Source organism: Methanosarcina baikalica (assembly GCF_031461075.1).
Classification (GTDB): domain Archaea; phylum Halobacteriota; class Methanosarcinia; order Methanosarcinales; family Methanosarcinaceae; genus Methanosarcina; species Methanosarcina baikalica.
The window spans coordinates 1-19,589 of record NZ_JAVKPK010000034.1; the positions used below are offsets into that span (position 1 = coordinate 1).

General features: G+C 42.8%; 16 protein-coding genes. 7 read left to right on the forward strand and 9 right to left on the reverse strand.

Annotated features, from left to right (window positions below; genetic code table 11):
- Positions 1 to 302: 302 nt before the first annotated feature.
- The 4 genes from RG963_RS09475 (at position 303) to RG963_RS09490 (ending at position 2,327) form a co-directional block, all read left to right on the forward strand.
- Positions 303 to 530 (forward strand): hypothetical protein, encoded by a 228-nt coding sequence (locus RG963_RS09475; protein WP_310576023.1) that lies wholly within the window; start codon positions 303 to 305, stop codon positions 528 to 530.
- A gap of 126 nt (positions 531 to 656) precedes the next feature.
- Complete coding sequence (gene eif1A / locus RG963_RS09480) at positions 657 to 992, forward strand: translation initiation factor eIF-1A (RefSeq protein WP_310576050.1); 336 nt, start codon at positions 657 to 659, stop codon at positions 990 to 992.
- Between the two features lies 1 nt (position 993).
- Positions 994 to 1,776 carry a serine protein kinase RIO gene (locus RG963_RS09485; protein WP_310576024.1) on the forward strand — a complete coding sequence of 261 codons (783 nt, stop codon included), beginning with the start codon at positions 994 to 996 and terminating at the stop codon, positions 1,774 to 1,776.
- Positions 1,777 to 1,778: 2 nt separating this feature from the next.
- A complete protein-coding gene (locus tag RG963_RS09490; protein ID WP_310576025.1) occupies positions 1,779 to 2,327 on the forward strand; it encodes a KH domain-containing protein in 549 nt (182 codons plus the stop codon).
- A gap of 176 nt (positions 2,328 to 2,503) precedes the next feature.
- Here RG963_RS09490 and RG963_RS09495 read toward each other — a convergent pair whose 3' ends face one another.
- The 9 genes from RG963_RS09495 to RG963_RS09535 all read right to left on the reverse strand — a co-directional run bounded on the left by RG963_RS09495 (position 2,504) and on the right by RG963_RS09535 (position 15,317).
- The gene (locus RG963_RS09495) at positions 2,504 to 3,898 is read right to left on the reverse strand and encodes a dihydroorotase (RefSeq protein WP_310576026.1); all 1,395 of its coding nucleotides are present in this window, start codon (positions 3,896 to 3,898) and stop codon (positions 2,504 to 2,506) included.
- A 168-nt stretch (positions 3,899 to 4,066) separates the two neighbouring features.
- Positions 4,067 to 4,717 (reverse strand): phosphate signaling complex protein PhoU, encoded by a 651-nt coding sequence (gene phoU / locus RG963_RS09500; protein WP_310576027.1) that lies wholly within the window; start codon positions 4,715 to 4,717, stop codon positions 4,067 to 4,069.
- Positions 4,718 to 4,722: 5 nt separating this feature from the next.
- Positions 4,723 to 5,499 carry a phosphate ABC transporter ATP-binding protein PstB gene (gene pstB, locus RG963_RS09505; protein WP_310576028.1) on the reverse strand — a complete coding sequence of 259 codons (777 nt, stop codon included), beginning with the start codon at positions 5,497 to 5,499 and terminating at the stop codon, positions 4,723 to 4,725.
- 121 nt (positions 5,500 to 5,620) lie between these two features.
- Positions 5,621 to 6,478 (reverse strand): phosphate ABC transporter permease PstA, encoded by an 858-nt coding sequence (pstA, locus tag RG963_RS09510; RefSeq protein ID WP_310576029.1) that lies wholly within the window; start codon positions 6,476 to 6,478, stop codon positions 5,621 to 5,623.
- Between the two features lie 2 nt (positions 6,479 to 6,480).
- Positions 6,481 to 7,371, reverse strand: coding sequence for a phosphate ABC transporter permease subunit PstC (gene pstC, locus RG963_RS09515; protein ID WP_310576030.1), 891 nt, complete (start codon positions 7,369 to 7,371; stop codon positions 6,481 to 6,483).
- Positions 7,372 to 7,401: 30 nt separating this feature from the next.
- A complete protein-coding gene (locus tag RG963_RS09520; protein ID WP_310576031.1) occupies positions 7,402 to 8,295 on the reverse strand; it encodes a PstS family phosphate ABC transporter substrate-binding protein in 894 nt (297 codons plus the stop codon).
- Between the two features lie 354 nt (positions 8,296 to 8,649).
- Positions 8,650 to 11,448, reverse strand: a complete 2,799-nt coding sequence (locus tag RG963_RS09525; protein ID WP_310576032.1) for a DNA-directed DNA polymerase — start codon at positions 11,446 to 11,448, stop codon at positions 8,650 to 8,652.
- A 107-nt stretch (positions 11,449 to 11,555) separates the two neighbouring features.
- On the reverse strand, positions 11,556 to 13,598 hold the full coding sequence (locus RG963_RS09530) for a putative cobaltochelatase (RefSeq protein WP_310576033.1): 2,043 nt from the start codon (positions 13,596 to 13,598) through the stop codon (positions 11,556 to 11,558).
- A gap of 21 nt (positions 13,599 to 13,619) precedes the next feature.
- Positions 13,620 to 15,317 carry an S-layer protein domain-containing protein gene (locus tag RG963_RS09535; RefSeq protein WP_310576034.1) on the reverse strand — a complete coding sequence of 566 codons (1,698 nt, stop codon included), beginning with the start codon at positions 15,315 to 15,317 and terminating at the stop codon, positions 13,620 to 13,622.
- A gap of 417 nt (positions 15,318 to 15,734) precedes the next feature.
- On the opposite strand from RG963_RS09535, the gene RG963_RS09540 reads away from it, so the two are divergent.
- Genes RG963_RS09540 through RG963_RS09550 form a run of 3 tightly spaced genes read left to right on the forward strand, consistent with a single transcriptional unit; the run spans position 15,735 to position 19,580 of the window.
- On the forward strand, positions 15,735 to 16,319 hold the full coding sequence (locus tag RG963_RS09540; RefSeq protein ID WP_310576035.1) for a hypothetical protein: 585 nt from the start codon (positions 15,735 to 15,737) through the stop codon (positions 16,317 to 16,319).
- Positions 16,320 to 16,345: 26 nt separating this feature from the next.
- On the forward strand, positions 16,346 to 17,857 hold the full coding sequence (locus RG963_RS09545; protein WP_310576036.1) for an outer membrane protein assembly factor BamB family protein: 1,512 nt from the start codon (positions 16,346 to 16,348) through the stop codon (positions 17,855 to 17,857).
- Between the two features lie 4 nt (positions 17,858 to 17,861).
- Positions 17,862 to 19,580, forward strand: a complete 1,719-nt coding sequence (locus tag RG963_RS09550) for a WD40 repeat domain-containing protein (protein ID WP_310576037.1) — start codon at positions 17,862 to 17,864, stop codon at positions 19,578 to 19,580.
- The last annotated feature ends 9 nt before the right edge of the window (positions 19,581 to 19,589 follow it).

A 19,589-nucleotide genomic window follows, 5' to 3' on the forward strand; every position in this document is an offset into this window, starting at 1 on the left:
CGCGATGATGTTTTTATAGAAAAAACTCTCACCGCCCAGAATTAACCGAACCGACAAAATCCTCGTCAGACAGGAAATAACTCCTGGCTCCATTTAATAAATAGTATTTGCTGCATTTAAGATGCAGGAAATTATAATTACGCACCCATAGTATTTAAAGGTATCCATTCCCCCTTAAAACAGAAGAGAATTACCAACCAGAGAACTATGGAAGAACCTTCCAGCGAATTTAAGATTTTGCTGGAACGGGAAACATATATACATCAGTTTTAGTATATAAAGCTTTTTCTTCAGGAGACATTATGAAAAAAACAAACGTAACAAATGAGAAAAATTTGTTTTATTTAGTCCCTGAATTCCACCCAGAAATTAGAAATTCAAGAGCGGCGCGCACTTGTTTTGTGCGTAGGACATACAAAGACACATCCAATATAAATACCTATCGCCCATGTAGATACTTCAAAAAAAATAACAGTCTGAAGAGAAGAAGTAAAAATAACAAGACCGCAGAAAGCGCAGCATTAAAATAATATTAAAATAATAATAGAGAGTTAAAAGCTGCAGAACGAATAACCTTAAAGCCAGAAAAAAGACATATAACGGTACTTAAGGGTATAAAAAGCACAATACTAATTCCAAACTACAGGTAATGAGGTATCACACTGGCAGACTTAAAGAAACCTACATTCAAAGTCAAGCCCGAAACGGAAGAGACAGTTACAAGAATACGCACACCGCGAAGGGATAATAACGAGATCCTGGCAACCGTTGAGAGTCTTCTTGGCGCAAATCGCCTGAGGCTACGTTGCATGGATGGGGTCGTTCGCATGGGAAGAATCCCAGGTTCAATGAAGAAAAAAACCTGGATTCGAGAAGGAGACGTAGTCATTGTCGTGCCATGGGAATTCCAGAACGAAAAAGCAGATGTGATCTGGAAGTACACGAGGCCACAGGTAGACTGGCTAGAAAGGAAAGGGTACCTGAAAGGATAACATGGGAATGGACCAGGAAGAGAAAATAAGGCGCATTGACAGCGCTAAAGATAAGTCGCGGGCGAGGGAGAAGGACTCTGCACGACTAAAGGTAGAAGAAAACGTATTCGATGTCTCCACCCTTAAACTCCTTTACACCATCTCCAATAAAGGAATAATAAAGGCACTGGGGGGATCCATCAGTACTGGGAAAGAAGCTAATGTATTCTATGCAGAAGGCTCTGAAAAGGAGCTGGCTGTAAAAATATATAGAATTACTAGCGGCACTTTCAATGCTATGGATGTCTACATAATGAAGGATCCTCGCTTCACAAATATCCGAAATAACAAGCGAGACATAATTTTTGCATGGACACGCAAAGAGTTCCAGAACCTGAAACGTGCAAAAAGTGCAGGAGTCCGGGTCCCGGAGCCAATGCTTGCCGAGAAAAATATTCTTATCATGGAATTTATGGGAGAAAATGGGGTATCATACCCACTCCTGAAGAATACGCCTCTTGAAGGGGACGAGATAAAACTTGTTTATGACACAATCGTCGAATACATGCGCCTCCTCTATAAAGAAGCGAACCTCGTACATGCTGATCTGAGCGAATATAACATCCTGATTGACCCAAACGACGTGACTCCCATATTCATTGACATGGGGCAATCCGTGACCCTTGAACATCCTAACGCCCGAGAATTCCTCTACAGGGACGTACAAAATATACTCAGGTTCTTCAGCCGCTATGGGATCAGGGACAAACCTGAAGAACTACTTACAAAAATACAGGCGGAATAAAAATGACTCAGTATGTTAAAATCCCCAAAGAAAGAGTCGGAGTAATTATAGGTCCGAAAGGAGAAACAAAGAAGTTTATCGAGGACAAAACCACATGTCAACTGGATATTGACAGCGAAAGTGGAAAAATAGATGTCACCTGTGAGGGAGATCCGTTAAAAGAATACAGAATTCTAGAAACCCTCAAAGCGATAGGAAGAGGGTTCAGTCCAGAAAAAGCCCTTGACCTTCTGGAAGACGAAATGCTTATGCTTGAGGTTATCGACCTCTCAGATGTTGCTACTACTCCAAAAGAGCTCCAGAGAATAAAGGGCAGGATCATAGGAAGAAATGGAAGAACCAGAGAGCTTGCAGAAACCCTGATAAACGTCAAGATTTCAGTATATGGAAAAACCGTATCCATACTTGGGTACCCTGAACAGAACACTATAGTACGGACAGCCATAAAGATGCTACTCGACGGGGCTACCCACGGTGCAGTCTACAAGTTTCTGGAAAAAAAGCATCAGGAACTTTTGCAGTCCCGGTTAGACTCAATTGACTTTTATTAAAAACAAAGAAGAGCCAATCTCCAGAGCCATTACGGACATTATTTAACTCTCTGGAGATTTGCTTTATTTAGTATATAAATTTATATTGAATCCGATAACCACTTCAAGCTATTTTTGATTAACAATTTTCATTTTTTGCTTAACATTCTCGGGCCCCTTTCCTTTACCCCTGTGTTTCACTCAGCCTCATCAGGGTTTTCTTCATCATCCACCGAGATGTTTCCTCTCCCTACCAGGAAATTGCCCCTTCCGGATTTTGCATTAATCGATTCCTCAATCCAGATTACTTCACCCCTGGAGAGAGTATACTGAGGGAAAACTCCATCCATGCCTTCAAAAGGAGTCCAGCCCGCTTTACTGTGTAATAATTCTGCCCTTATAGGTCGAATTTCATGGGGATTTACAATAATCAGATCGGCATCAAAACCCACCTCAAGCCTGCCTTTGGATTGGCGGTCCAGCCCGAAGGCTTTTGCCGGATTCCAACTTGTAAGCATGATCATCCGTGAAAGCGGCAAGATATTTTTTCGAACTGCAGCAAGCATGAGAGGCATAAAGGTTTCAACCCCAGGCACTCCCGATGGAGCAGATCTTATATCAACATCCTTTTCGGATTCAAGATGGGGGGCATGATCCGAAGCCACCATATCAATAGTTCCGTCATTTATCCCATTTACAAGGGCTTTGATACTGTGACTTCCCCGGAGAGGCGGATTCATTTTGCCAAAAGACCCGAGCCTCGCCCAGTCCCGTGTAGAGAGAAAAAGGTGATGAGGAGTAACTTCACAGGTAAAAAAAGGCTCTCTATTTTCCCCTCTTGCAAGATATTTCTCTTTCCTTATCATGCCTATAGCTTCAAGAGTACTAATGTGGCAGAAATGCGCTCTTACTTTCAATTCGGAAATAAACTTCAGGGCTTTTTGAACAGCAGCCGCTTCACATGCGTTGGGACGCACTCTTGAATGATACTCGCAGGAAATATCCCCTTTTAACAGCTCTTCCAGCTCAAGGCGCATCTTTTCGTCTTCGGCATGTATGGTCGCAAAGGCCCCGAGACGTTTGATCTCGACAAGGGCTTCTTCAAAGGTTTCTTCATTGATATTTAGCCCGCCTGTGGATTCGGCCATGAAGATTTCCCCAAAAGCAGTAACTCCCAGTTTCCAGAGTTCTTCTAATTTCTCCATATTTCCTGTTACGCCACCATTGATCCCGAAGTCAACGATAGACTTTCGGCTGGCAAGTTTAAGTTTTTGTTCGAAAGTCCGCCTCTCGGTTGTGGGAGGGACTGTATTGGGTTGATCGATGACAGTGGTAATTCCTCCCGCAGCTGCCGCACACGAGCCCGTGTACCAGTTTTCCTTTGCAGTCATGCCGGGTTCCCTGAAATGGACATGCACGTCAATGCCGGCAGGCAGAGTAAGAGAACCGCCTGCATCTATAACCATATCCGAACTCGATACCCTGAGGTCTTTTCCGATTTTAGTAACTTTGCCGCCCTCAATAATGATCTCGGCTGGCTGAAGAGAATTATTGTAATAAATCTTTGTATTTTTGATAAGAACATCAGGCATGGGCGTCTATATGCTTAGAAATGTACTTAAAATATACACATCAAAAAGAATTAGGAAATAGGAGAGAGGAAACAAAAGAAAAAAATACTCAGGAAAAGGTCATCAGAAGCATTGAAAGTAAAAAAAGAAAATAAAAAAGAGTAAAGACCGAACGGTCACAACGTCTGTTTAATTTAATTTTATATGATCAGCTGTTGTAAGATAAACAACACTTTCACATATATTACAACAGTGATCTGCAATTCTTTCAATATAGCGAATCAGGAAAAGTAAATAGGTAGCTTTAGAAACGATGCTCGTATCTTTTGCCATCATTTCTATCAACTCAACCCAAACTGCGTAAAAGAGCTTATCGACCTCTTCGTCCCGGGATGCTGTCGCTCTTGCGAGTTCTGCGTCTTGAGTCTTGAAAGCCTTGATGGAATTCTCAAGCATATATGCTGCAATATCGGCCATTTTTTTCGTGTCTGTAAGAGGTTTTATATGTCCACCTTCGATTTTTCCGGGGATTTTGGCAATATTCATTGACAGGCCCAAAATTCTTCTTAGATCTGCTGTGATCTTGAGAGCAGACACGACAAGCCGGAGATCACTAGCCATGGGCTGCTGAAGTGCAAGAAGGTCAAAAATCGAAGCTTCAATTCCCCCTTCAAGTTTATCCACTTCTACCTCAATAGCAAGCGTTTTTGCAGCAAGCTTGACATCAAGATCTATAACTGCAACCATCGAATCGTTAAAAGCCAGTTCAACGGTTTCTCCAAGAGAGAATACGGATTCCTTGAGCAGATCCAGCTGCTTTACATATTGTTCTCGAGCCATTTTAATCACCCAAACCTGCCTGTAATATAATCCTCAGTACCCTGTTCCCTTGGATTTTGAAAAATCTGCCTTGTCTGACCGAACTCAATCAATTCCCCTGTAAGGAAAAATCCGGTGTAATCTGCCACTCTGGCTGCCTGTTGCATATTATGAGTTACGATTACTATGGTATAATCTTTTTTAAGGTTCATGATAAGATCTTCAATCTTCGAAGTGGAAATAGGATCAAGAGAACTGCAAGGCTCATCGAAGAGAATGATTTCGGGTTTCACTGCCAGAGTCCTGGCAATACAGAGCCTTTGCTGCTGCCCGCCGCTCAAAGAAAGAGCAGGAGACTTGAGCCGATCCGAAATTTCATTCCAGAGAGCAGCCGAATGAAGGGCACCCTCAACAACTCCATCCAGATCCTTCTTATTTACACCATGGATACGCGGCCCATATGCAATATTATCATAAATAGACATCGGAAAAGGATTCGGCTTCTGAAAAACCATACCCACCTTTTTTCGAAGGTCAACAACATCCACATCTGATCCGTAAATATTTTTACCTTCAATTGAAACTTTACCTTCGATCCTGCAGTTCTTGATAAGATCATTCATCCTGTTTAAACAACGGATGAAAGTGGACTTACCGCAGCCTGAAGGACCTATAAGAGCAGTTACGCTGTTTTTGGGGATATGCATGGAGATATCCTTAAGAGCCTGCTTCTCCCCATACCACAGATTAAGGTTTTCTACTTCTATCCGGGGATGAGATACGTTTTGAACAGCTTCAGTCATTTAGGGGCCTCAATTATCATATAAACGCTGATACTTTAATAATAAAACTCCAATCAGATTTATAATAAAACTCCAATCAGATTATAATAAAACTCCAATCAGATTTAGAATAAAACTCCAATCAGATTTGCAATTTTTGCCTGTAATGCCTGCGGATCAAAACCGCTATGATATTCAAGCCCAGCACGATTATCAACAAAACCAGAGCCGTCCCATACTGAAGTGGTCGGGTTTGGGTAATGTTTGTCCCGGAGGTGGCCAGCACAAAGAGATGATAGGGAAGAGCCATAAACTGGGAGTAAACCGAGTCAGGCAACCTCGGCAGGAAATAAGCGGCACCTGTAAGAAGAATAGGAGCCGTTTCCCCCGCAACCCTTCCAACACTCAGGATGACGCCTGTGACAATTCCCGGAATAGCTGCCGGCAGTACCACATGCCTTATAGTCTGCCATTTGCTGACTCCAAGCGCGAGAGAGGACTCTCTGTACTCTTTCGGGACTGTAATCAGAGCTTCCTGGCTGGAACGGATAATCACCGGGATAATCAGAAGAGAAAGGGTAAGGGAAGCCGACAATAGAGAAGAACCAAAACCAAAGTACTTAACAAACAGCGCCAACCCAAAAAGCCCGAACACTACAGATGGCGTTCCTGCAAGGTTGTTGATAGCCATTTCTATAAGCCAGGTGGTACGATTTTCTCCTGCATATTCGTTCAGGTAAATGGCAGCCATAATCCCCATAGGAAGAGCTACAGCTATTGACCCTATGATAAGGAGAACAGTCCCCACAATTGCCGGATAGATCCCACCTTGAGTCATCCTCATGCGGGGCATCTCAGTAAGGAACTCAACGCTGATTGCACTGTGCCCATTGTAAATAATATAGGCGAGAATAATTACAACAAACCCAGCTACTGTCATTGCTGAAAGGCTTAGAAATGCAAAGGCGATTTTTTCACTTGTTTTTGCACTCAATCCCATACTCAGTCCACCTTGAACCTGTATCGTTTTTTGATCGAATCAGCAATCAGCGTAATCAGGAAAGTTATGATGAAAAGCACAGTTCCGACCGCAAAGAGGGCATGGAAGTGGGCACTTCCCTGGGGGACCTCCCCCATTTCAAGTGCTATTGTGGCAGTCATTGTCCTCACAGGATCCAGAATGCCTCCGGGAAAAGAAGGAATTATTGCAGTATTTCCGGTTACCATCATGAGAGTCATTGTCTCCCCTATAGCCCTCCCTATGCCGAGCATTACGGCGGCTGAAATTCCGGAAAGGGATGCAGGGACTATGACCTTGTATATGGTCTGCCATCTTGTGGCCCCAAGAGCAAGAGAACCCTGCTTGAGTGTGCTAGGGACCGAACTTATGGCATCCTCTGAAATAGTAATTATCGTGGGAAGTGCCATGATTCCAAGCATAATTGAACCTGTAAGAGCAGTTTGCCCAGTAGGCAGATTAAAAGTATTCTGTACAAACGGAACCAATATAACAAGCCCGAAGAACCCGAATACAACAGAAGGAATCCCTGCCAGAATCTCGATAAAAGGTTTAAGAGATTCCGCTATCTTTGGGTGTGCAATCTCAGAAATATAAATAGCAGAAGCAATCCCCAGAGGTACTGCAAAAAGGATTGCTCCGGCAGTAACAATAAGAGAACCGAAGAAGAGAGGTAATAGCCCGAACTGCCTGTTCACGGATGTCGGGTACCAGAATTTTCCCGTGAGAAAGTCCAGAAGGGACGTGTCTTTAAAGAGAAGTAAACTGTCCCGAAATAAAAAGAGGCATATAAGGAAAATGATGACGACCGTAAGGGCGCTTACTGAGAAAAGCGCCGATTCAATCATCTTTTCCTTAAAAGTTCTGCTTAGCATTATATTCCCTTGAAATAATTTTAGACGCAATTACTTCTTAAGCGGTATATACCCGACTGTAGTCACAATGTTTTGCCCTTTCTCACTCGTCACAAAGTCGATGAATTCTTTTGTGAGGCCTGAGGGTTCCCCATTGGTGTAGAAGTAAAGAGATCTTGAAAGGGGGTATTCGCCACTGAGAATGCTTTCAGCAGTTGGGGTTACAGATCCATTTCCTTTATCCAGGTTTAAGACCTTTATGCTGTTATCGAGGTATGCAAAGCCGATGTATCCAATTGCATTAGGGTTCTGAGAGACCTCACCCACAATTCCTCCTGTAGCAGGCTGGGTAAGGGCATCAGGCCGGTATTCATCCCCATTCAAAACGTCTTTCTGGAAGTCTTTATAAGTTCCGGAACTGCTGTCCCTGGAAATCGCTACGATCGGCTTATCCTCACCGCCAACGTCCTTCCAGTTGCTGATACTCCCGTTGTAGATACCACGCAGCTGGTCAAAGGTAAGATTAGAAACAGAATTCGCAGGATTTACAACCACAGTAATGCCGTCATAGGCAATATCATTCCTCACAGGATTAATTCCATTCTTTTTAGCGGCTTCGGTTTCGTTAGCATCTATTTCTCTGGATGCAGTAGCGATATCCACCTCACCGTCAATTAGCGCCGCAATCCCAACACCGGATCCTCCTCCAGTGACTGTTATACTTTTTCCAGAGTTTTCATTCATGAATTCCTCAGCTTCAGCCTGTGCAAGAGGAAGAACGGTATCTGAACCTTTCAGAGAGATACCTTCGGATTCACCTGCAGGAGTTGTTTCTGCCGGAGAAGAGACTTCGCTGTTTTCACTTCCAGTACATCCAATTCCTAGAAACACAAGTCCGATCACCAGTAATATGAGAATTGTGTAGCTTTTTAGTTTATTTGCCATATTGGAGACACTCCTTTAAACAATATGAGTCAATAATCAAAATTCATCTAAGTTGTTACCAGTACAATACACAATAAAAGAAGGAAATATATAAAGATTCGCCATATATAATATAGAGGAGTATATACAAGCTAGAAGTATGGAATGAAATAGTAGAATATATATATTCTATATAAAATATAGACAAATGGAAAGATAGCGTTAAGAAAAATTAAAATAAGAGCTTGGTAGCAGGCAAAAGAAATGGATTGAAGCCCGGAAACAGAAGGAAAAAAGAGTTAAAGGCGAAGGTCTGAATGTGTAAAAGAATCCGGGATACTTATAAATTGATGAAATCCAGAATAAAGAACAAAATTAGAAATCAAATAGGGAACTCTGTTCTGCACGCCCATTTTCCTGAAATGGATCCTGTTCCTGAACCTTTACTTTATTTTCCCTTTCGGAAGGAGGTTTTTCCGGTTTATTTACTTCAGGCTTCTTAGCTTCGAAATCAAACAGCCCTTTCTGCTTTGAATCGAAGTCAAGTGAAGAAATCTTAACCCCGAAAACTTCCAGAATACGCTCCACTGGAGGCAGGATCTGCTTCTTAATGTAATAGTCAACATCTATTGGGATATTGTGTTCCCTGACATATTCCGGGTCCTCAGCCCTATCTACAAAGAGTCCTTTTCCTGCAGTAATGACAAAGGGGATCCTTGTTCCTATCGAAGATACGGAGCCGGTCCGTTCTTTCGTTTTTTCTACAACTGTCAGATGAGGCTGTTTATTTTTGTAGCTGTCCGTTTTTCGTGTCAGGGTACGTGTGAGAATAAGACTTTCAATCATTTCTGAATCTTTTGCCGGGTCAAGATTCCTGACATTGCTAACCACTTCACGGACATGTTCTACAGCCCGGTCAACATCACCTTCTATAAGTACAAGTTCAAGAACTCTGTTGAGAGTCACTGATGTCAGTTCGCACCAGTCCCTGCGAACAGTTTCCATGCCCTTGACCTTGATCTGACCTTCCCAGCCCGAATTGCTGGGCTCAAAAAGCCAGAGAGCATAGCGCTTCTTTGCAATAAGAAGAGCATGTTTTGCAATAGATTCAAATTCAAGCTCCATAGGATCGGGCAGGGAAGCAGAAACAATGGCTGAAAGCCTGTTCCCTACAAGGCTAATCTCTTCAAGGGAAAGATCTCCTCCAGACTTGCAGTGGACAAAAACGCTGTCCGTATCCCCATAGGCAACCGAAAGTTCCACAATTATATCAGAGGAAGAGAGTTCTCCGGCTTCTTTAAGGAGTAAAGCGGCATCACCCCTGAGAACTATTTTACCGATAGTATTATTGATAATTTCCCGGGTATTCAAAATATTGTGTCTTCCGAAGCTGGTTACGGCATTTGCAAGCGTGAGGCTGTAGAGCCTTGCCCGGGCATATCCTGAGTAACCGTAAAAGCTATTTAGCAGAATTTTCAGGGCAAGCTGCGTAGCATCAAGCACTCTATACTCATTTTGATCAGAGGCCCGTTTCATTCTTTTCTTTGTCTCAGTTCTCTGATTAAGCAAATCTTCCAGAATAGAAGGCACGATTCCTTTGCTAACCTCCGGAAGCACAAACTCTCCTCCAGAAGGAGGTTTGATAGTCTCCCCTTCCGGCCTGTCTTCTGTAACTACCGTGGTATAGCAGAGATTATGTGCCATCATGATGGTTGGGTAGAGGGACTTGTAGTCAAGGATAAGAACATTTTCCAGAAGGCCTTTCTTAGGTTCCAGGACCTCTCCGCCTTTGAGGTCAGAACTCATTTCATACCTCTCGGCAGAGACCCCGTCATTCGGCTTTGGAAGGAGCACCCTGTCGCGTAACCCGAACTCTCTGAGAAGAAGAGTTTCAACCATCGAAGTCTGGCCTCCGTCAACTACTTCCTGCAACAGACTTCCACTTACCCGGGCAAGTGCAATATATTTGTCAAGGAGCCTCAAATTAAGGATAAGTTCCAGGGCAAGCTCGGAGTCTCTACGTGAATAATCTACGAACTTTCGGAACTTGTCTCCTGTATCCACCCAGTATTCTTCCATTTCCAGAGGAGGGACATCCAGTTTTTCGCGACTCAAAAGTTCCTTTGAAACCACGCGCAGAGTGTATTGCTTGAGACTAAAAGCTCTTCTTACCAGAGGAAGGGCATCCACAACCACCCGTCCTTTAAACTCAGTGCGGGTAATAAGCCCGAATTTTCGGTAGCCTATCTTGCTGCCGTCCCGGCCGACAACAGGGTTTATTGCTTCTCCTTTTGCAACCAGAGCCTTTACCCTATCCGTAATGTAAGGAATATCAAAATCCTGGTGATTATATCCCACTATAATATCAGGGTCATACTCGCAGAAGATCTCAAAAAAGCGATTTAACATTTCAGTTTCGTCCCTGCAGGAAATGACATCTGCATCCATACCTTCCGCAGGTTTTGCCACAAGCACAAGGGTTTTATGCCCTCTGTACTCCGGCTCGAAGGCGAAGCTGATCATAATTATAGGCGAAACGTCAGGAGAAGGCATCCCCCCATCAAGAGGCAGGCATTCTATGTCAAAAGAGAGATACTTCAGAGAGGCGATCGTGAGATTTTCAATTTTCTGAAACCCGGATGCAATAATCGAAGAGTCGCATGCAAAATTTTCACAGCGAGAATTGCCTGAAGAACCTGCCCTGAAATATCTTGCAGGGTCAACTGGCTTTCCTTCTGCAGAGACCCAGACCATACCTCCCAGACTTTTGTCAATTAAAAAACGGTTTCTGAAGAGGATATCAGTTTCATAAACTTCCCACTTACCTTCAGCCTTCATAACTTCCCGGAGCTTCAGAATATCATCTCTGATCTCGGGCACATCCCTGGGCAGGCGGGTGGTAATTCTGAGCATCTCTTTCTTTATCTTCTGATATCCCACAGGTTCGAATTTTTCGACTATTTCGACCTTTGTAACCTGTCCAAAAGTGTCTTTCACAAGCCTGGCTACAGCGTGCAGGTCTCCAGATGCCTTGAGATAAAAATAAGGCTCAAAATCCGGGACAAAGCAGCAAACACTTTTCCCGTCCGCTCCCCTCCCAAAGAGGCGGATAACAGGGCTGCTGTCGTTAACGACTTCATAATCTGCGTCCAAGATCTGGAAATCCATAGGCATGGTTTACGGCTTTAGATAGACATATAGCTTTTGTTGTATTTTTGAAAAATAGGAGATTATTTTTTTTGAAAAGTTTGTTGACTTTGAAAACAAGCTATCTAAATGGCTCAAATTGAGAAACTGCCTGAAGGAAACTGAAGATCAAAAGGGACTGAAGATCGAACGGCTTCAACTATCGAATCCGCTTTTAAATCTTCAAGTGCCAGATACCTGGCTCCAAGAGCAGTGGAAATTTCCTGGGCAAGCCCGAATTTTATCATACTGCTTTCCGTGTCAATGACTGCAGACTGTATGCCTTCTCCCCTGAACATGGAAGCTATTGTTTTCGTTTCCTGGATCGGGGACTCCCCATTCATACTGACATTGGCCCTGCCGTCAGAGATCAGAACCATAAACGGGCAGGTATCAGGATCGCGTCGGAGTTCGGACTTTATGGTTTCATATCCTTTCATCAACCCATGGGAAAGAGGAGTTTTTCCGCCTGTAGGCAGCTCCTGCAAATACTTTTGTGCCAGTTCCACACTGGATGTAGGGGGCAGGATCAATTCTGCACTATCACCCTTAAAAGCGATAAGTCCCACCTTATCACGTTTCTGGTAGGCGTCCATCAGCATTGAAAGGACTGCTCCTTTGGAAGCTACCATCCGCTGCTGGGCCCCCATGGAACCGCTGGCGTCCACAACAAACAGTACAAGGTTGCCGATCTTATTTTCCCTAATCTTTTTTCTGAAATCGGATTCATGAATTATTATAGAATTTCCATTCTTTTCCCTTACAAGCTGGTAAGGTGCAGCTGCCCTCAGTGTGGCATCAAAAGCAAGATCAGTAGTTTTTTCCTCAGGAATTTTACTCTTTATATATCTCCCTTTTTTGGAGCTGGTAAGAGTTTTGCTGCGCCGACCGGACCCATTTCGATTATTTCTACGAAAATCGGGAGACAGCTGCTTTATCTGATAACTTTCTCCTGTTGAAAAAAGAGTTTCTGAGGAAGCATCAGGCTGTCCCCCGGTACTACCCTGTGGGTTATCCGACTCCTGCTCGTCTGGATGATCCTGTGGTTTCCCGGAATGTTCTTTCTGCTCTTTTTTTTGCTGTTCGCTTTTATTTTTCTCTTTTTCTCTTTGTTTTTCTATACTCTCATTCAGTTTATCCTGCTTGTCAGGATGATTATCAAAAGGTTTTCTGCGCATACGGTGAGGAAGGACCAGTTCTGCAGCTTCTTTTACATCCTCTTCAAGAACCTCAGTCCTCCCGTTGAAAGCTGCAAGCGTGATTGAGGTTTTCATCATTGTGATGTCTGCCCTGTGCCCATCGACGTTCATATCAACACATATCTGGCTGATCAATTCAAGCATGTTATCTGAGATATTCACTTCAGAAAGTAAGTTCTGTGCCAGAAGAATCCGCCCGCAAAGCTCGGATTCTGCAGCCTGCCAGCTTGCTACAAAAGCTTCAGGATTAGTTTCATAACTGAGCCGGGATTTGATAAGTTCCACTCTTCGGGTCACATCCATGATTCCCTTTATATCTGCGCATAACCCGAAACGGTCCAGCAACTGGGGCCGCAGTTCCCCTTCTTCGGGGTTCATGGTGCCTACAAGCACAAAATTTGCAGGGTGGGAGAAAGAAATTCCTTCTCTTTCAATAGTGTTTACTCCCATTGCTGCAGAGTCGAGGAGCACATCTACAAGATGGTCATCCAGAAGATTAATCTCATCTACATACAGGATACCCCTGTGAGCATTGGCAAGTACCCCGGGCTCAAAACGTTTTTCTCCTTTCTTGATAGCATGTTCTATATCAAGAGTCCCTACAACCCGGTCTTCGGTAGCACTTACAGGCAGATCCGTAACTTTCATTTTTACAGAAGAAATCTTAAGAATTCCGGTTTTTACCTTTTCCAGGCAGTCTTCACACATTGCATGTATATCATGGGGATTACAGCGGAATTTACAGCCTTCAACTACCTCAATTTCAGGCAGGAGATTGGCAAGGGCCCGGACTGCCGTTGATTTGGCAGTGCCTTTCTCGCCCCTGATAAGAACCCCTCCAACTTTTGGATTTACGACATTCAGGATCAGAGCTTTTTTCATTCTTTCCTGTCCGACTATGGCCGTGAAAGGGTAAACAGTAATATTATGGTTTCTCATGATTTAGCCTCAAACTATCTTTCAGTTTCCGATAAGGTATTCTTCAACACTCATAGCCGGGATAAACCGCTGGGAGGTGGCCGGAAGAACAGAGTCCACTTTTTCCACTCTGTCCATGAAGGGGAAAAAGGTAACACTGAGATTCCCTCCTGTCGTCTTTTCAAAAGAACCAATATGGATTTCTTCTGTGACTTCGAGGTCCGAACCAAAATTGAGAGCATTTTCATTTTCAAGCCGGATTCTGGGGGAGGTTTCAACAACAGTAAGTGCCCCGAACATTTCCCCTACCTTTATTTCAAGAGGGCTTTCGGAAAAGTGCAGAGGATATTTTAGATTTACACCGGAGCTTTCGTTTCCTTCCAGGACATTCTCCACATATACGGAAAAGAGGGGAATTTCAATCCCGTTTATGGTTTTGTTGTACAGAAGAGTATGGGTGCCCAGATCAGCCGAATTCCCGGGAGAGATTATGCTTGAGTAAACAGCAACATTATTGCTCAAAACCGTCAGGTAGACTTTATCCGAGTCAATACCATCTACTTTCAGGGTGTACCCTTCTCCAAGGTCCCATTCTTCACCGGAATAGAGACGTCTGTCCTTGTCATCATCCATGAGGATATGTATAATTCCCTGATTGTTTCCAAGATATGCATATTTCTCACCATCCCATCCAAACGCAGAATATCCTCCCTCAAATGCGTTTTCCCCGTAACCCTTCATCTCCGGATTTTTGTATAGAACCCTAACAGGTGAGGATTCATAAACCAGGCCGCCTTCCGGAATCCAATCATTTTTGGCATCAAGATTAAGTTCAAGGCTTTCAGTACTGAAATTGTTTTCAAGATCATAATAGAGCATACCAAAAGAATCAGCTGTCCAGACACAGGAATCCGGAATAGAATCCGAGCGATTTACAGTTATGGATGTGCCTTTTATCTGATATGACTTGATAACATCTTTAGTCATATTGTAAGAACATGCCCTGTATACATCATCAGCCACTCTGAAATCGATCAAATCTTCAAGAATTGTGACATAATCTCCAGGGCTCATCCGGATAGGCACTCTATTTTTCAATTCAATCTTATTATCTGTAAACTCAGTGACCTCGAAATTGCCATACTGGTCCCCAACGTTGATCTCAATAGGTGCACTCGAATACTGGTTTACGCTTGAAAGACTCACAATCGGATCTTTACTGTCAAGAACCTGTTTAAGAGTTCCTTCAAGAATTACATACTCAGTGCCGTTTATTTCAGCTGTGAAATTAAATTTTGAGCCCTTGACAAGGGATTTACTGGTAACAGGGAGAGAGTTTTTCTGAAGCTCAAGAAGAGCAGAATCCTCGTTTATCCCCGTCAACACCAATTTGTAGCCATTTCCAAGATCGTAATCATTCCCACGTTGAAGATCACGACTCCCATAACTAACCAGGTTCTCAGTGATCAATCCATCTTCAAAGACCTTGTATTTCTTTCCGAAGAAAGCCGTTGAACCGGAAGTAATTTTTGAGGTATACGTTGCATTTCCCGTATCAATAAGCCCGTCTTCGGAGAAATTAAGCTCCAACGACTCATAGTATGTGCCAGCAGAGGTTGAATAGTAAAGTCCGGGGCAATTTTCTCCATTGAGTATTGTATGTTCTCCGGCTGCAATACTTATGAGAGGGCCTCTCTGTTCAATAGCACCTTTCACAGGAGTTATAACAACTAGAAGCAATGATGTAAAGATAATTATACATATTATATTAAAAATCATATTTTTTTTGCTGCATTGAGTCATAACTTTATGAAATATAGTAATACTATATAGCCATTTTGTTTTTAATAAAAAGAGACAATTAATATATTATTAAAGAAGCCCCAATATTGAAGGAAATACAAAGCAAATAAAAGGAATTTTGTAGATTACAAAGCCGAAAAATAATTAATAATGTGCTTTATTGACATCTAATTATAAAAAAGTACATCAAAACAAATTAATTTAAAAATTAGAAAATCGAAGGAAAAATAACATGTTATTGTATAGAAATTTGCTCAGATATCGTATCCATAAATTTAATTTTATTATTACCATATAAGATAAATGAAGAATATTTTAGGAATCTTTATTAATTAGTTATTATATGGGTCAATTATGATTTCCAGAAAGACTACAATATTCGGATTTATATTCCTGAGCCTTATAGGCGTGATAATCTATTCACAAATCATGCCAGAGGAAAAAACAGTGTATAAGGAAAACTTCGAAAATTGTAATTTAGAAGGAGATCTTCTAAGATGCAAAGATGGGGTACTTTATTTTAATACAGAGAATTCGGCACAGACGGGAGAAGGGGTTTGGAGTAAAAATGTGAGCCTGTCTCCAGAAAAAATTTCATGGAACTGGGATGGACAGGATCTGGATACATTCAGTCTCTGGTTAGAAGTGACATTCAGTGACCACAAATCCATCTACTATGTTGCAGCAGGGAGCATGAATCCACAATCTGAAGGTGAATATTATCGAGATCAGGAAAACAGACGGCGTTTTTCTCCATCGATTATGATCTCAGGAATTCCAATGGATGCAGTTGAAAGAAATCTCATTGAAGATTATGAAAAATACTGCGGACCTGCTGAAAATATAAAGATTGAAAAAATTAGTGCAGGTTTTGGAGACAACAGTACACAACATCAGAATATATTGAGTATCTCAGACCTGAAGATATACGGAAAATGATAAAATATAATCATAGGAGTCTGAAAATGAAAAAAAGTAGTGTTGTGCTGATAATTATAGTTTCATTTATTTGTCTGGTCTGTTCAGGATGCATATCTTCACATATAGTAGCCTCAGAAGAAAAGGAAAATAGCAGTGGAGAAATCTCAAAAAGCGACGGAGATCAGGCAAGTAATCAGTTAAATCAGGAAAATATACACTCTTCTGAAAAATCTTCCCCTTACCTTTACTGGGAGTATGAACTTGGAGATATAACTCCGGAAAATCTCAGTGAAGGAAAATCGAATATTCAGGACTGTGTGACGTACTCTCAGGATGGAATGTATGTAGCGGTCGGGACAGGAGAAAACCTGGAAGTTATTGATGTGCCAGACAAAAAGGTGCTCTGGAAAAAGACCTTAAGAGGAAATGTTTCAGACATTTCATTCTCAAAAGACGGAAAGTATCTGCTCGCAGGGGAAAGAAGTAATGATGGATACATTTACTCCCTGGATGCTGGCACAGGGGATGAAATTCACAGCTACAGGAGTGCGGATGACCTCGGGACCAGTACGAATCCAAAATATCAGCCTTGCATATACAAAATAACAGCTGCCGATGATGAGGTGTACATTGCAGCAGGCAGATACTGGAAAGATTCGGGATACGGGCTTGCTTCAAGGGTATACAGGTTCAGCCCGGATGGCACTCTTTCCTGGAAACTGCCTGAAACCGAAAATTACGCCCGGAGTATAAACTGGATTGATTCAAGCCGGGATGGAAGAAATGTGGTTTTTTCAACCGGAGACTGGACAAATTCCCTTGAACTGGATGCAGTCGTCTACTCCGTAGATGAAAGCGGAAAGCTCCGCTGGAAATACGAAATTCCGTCCCTCAAACCTTACTTTGATTCTGCAGCCATCTGGCACGGGCTTGATGTTTCAGATGACGGGTCCATGGTAACTGCCTATACAGGGGATGGAAGAAGATACCTGTTTTATGATTCCGAGATGAAAAACCCCGGAGATGGAAGAACAGCATGGGACTCTAATGAATGGCAATACAATGTGACAGCTCCGGAGGAGATCCAGGGAAGTTACATCTATACCTATGGTGAAGATGCAAAAATCTCCACCGAAAATGAGACACTCTACCTTACAGGAGCCACACTTCCTGCATATTACCCCAATGATATCCCAATGGCGCACCCCCTTGAAAATTCTCTCGTATCATGCGATGTAGAAACAGGAGATTGTTCCTGGACCTATAACCTTTGGGGACGCTGTACAGGAATTTTCTTCTCTCCGGATATGAGGTTCTTTGTCCTGCCAGTTGGAAAAGATACTTCCGCAAGTAATACTCAGGTTCACGGGATTCACGCTTTTGATAACCAGAAATCCGGAAATGGCAATTCAAAGCTGCTCTGGACATTCAATACCGAGGGTGTTGTCGTGGATGCTGCGATTTCTTCTAGCTGCACAGTCGCTGCAGTCGAAGCTCCTCTAAAACTCCAAAATGGGGATGTAATTGGAAAACATAGGTTAATAATTGTCAGGTGAGAGAATGAAATGGAAATTTTTGATAGTCCTGCTTATTCTGGCTTTAATGACTACCGGATGTGCTGAAAAAAGCCAGGAATCCGGAGACAATGGAATTTCTCAGGATTCAGCATCAGGGATGCAAGGTACAAAGGAGATAAGTAATTCCGAAGCCGGAGTAACCATAGACTCCGTAGTCTTTTCCAGGACCGGGGCTCTGATTACTCTAAAAGAGGAAGCGAATATATCACAGGTAAGGATTTCTTCTGCCAATAGCTCTACGGATACCGTGGATATTGGAAAAACCGATGATCAGGTCATTGCAGCCTTTGACTGGGACCCTGAAACTCAATACAAATTTGAACTGATAACAGGTTCAGGGGTATCCAGTGCTTTAGAGGCATATGCCCCTGAAAAACCTGCTTTGAAAGAGGAGTATACCGTAGAGCTTGAGGATGTAACCCCCGGATCTATCGAAAAAACCTCAGAGAATATAAAAGGTGTAACGAAGTTCTCTCCTGACAGCAAATATTTTGCCATCGGAACCCATGGAGGTTCTCTGAAACTTATAGAGCTTGCAACAGGCGAGAAAGTCTGGGAAAAACAGCTTGTTAAAGGGATAGCAGATGCAAGAATCACGGACATAGAGTTTTCAGAGGATGGCAAGCGCCTTATTGTGGGGGAAGAGAGCCCGGATGCTTTTATCTATTGTTTTGATTTAAACGGCACTGAAATCTGGAAATTTGGAGCAGGTACGGAACTGGGCTCAGACCTTGACCACATGCCATCCATGAAAAAGATAAAGCTTGATTCAAAAGGGAATATTTATGTTGCTGCCAGCAGAGCCTGTGGCTACATAGGGGAGAAATACAAGTATCTGGGCAGGGTTTATTCCTTTGACCCCGAAGGCAACATGCGCTGGAAATTCCCGGAATCCGAACTAATGGACATAGGAGTTACCTGGATAGATACTACCCCTGACGGAAGATACTCTGTTTTCGGCACCACCTCTTTCACAAAAGCAGAAAACTGGAAAGACGGGGCAGTGCATGTCCTTAATGGAAACACAGGAATAGAGGACTGGAACTACTCACTCCCACCCCTTGAACCATTTTTCGACTATTCCGCAATCTGGTACAGTACCCAGATTACTCCTGATGGGGAAAAACTAATAACAATGACCAGCGATGGGCGAGCCTTTTTATTTGATAATTCCGAGATCATGAAAACCGGAGTTCCGGAGGTAAAATGGCAGGCAAACATTTCAACTCCGGTAGTAGTAAGCGGAGTCCCTATTTACGGCAGTGCGAATTACGCCTATATTATCAACAATACCCTGATTTTCTCAATAGGGAGTACTTTCTCCAAAGATCAGAATAAAGATGCTCCTATAGAACATCCCAACGGGAACAGCCTCTTTGCCTATGATACTGAAGGCAACCTGCTGTGGAAATGGAGACTGGACGGCTATGCAGGGGAATGTGCACTGAATGACAGGTATCTCGTGATTCCTATAGCCCAGAACCTGGTGACTGAGGATCGAAATGTCCACGGAGTGTATGTCTTTGACATATCAAAAAGCGGAGGTTCAAACTCTAAACTTGTCCAGATATATAATACCAAAGGGATTACAGTATCTGCTGATATCTCCCCGGACGGCAGGTATATTGCAGCCTTAGAGGCTCCTTCAAGGCTTGATGACGGCACAGTGCTCGGAGAATATAAAGTGCATATTCTTACATAAGAGGAGAAA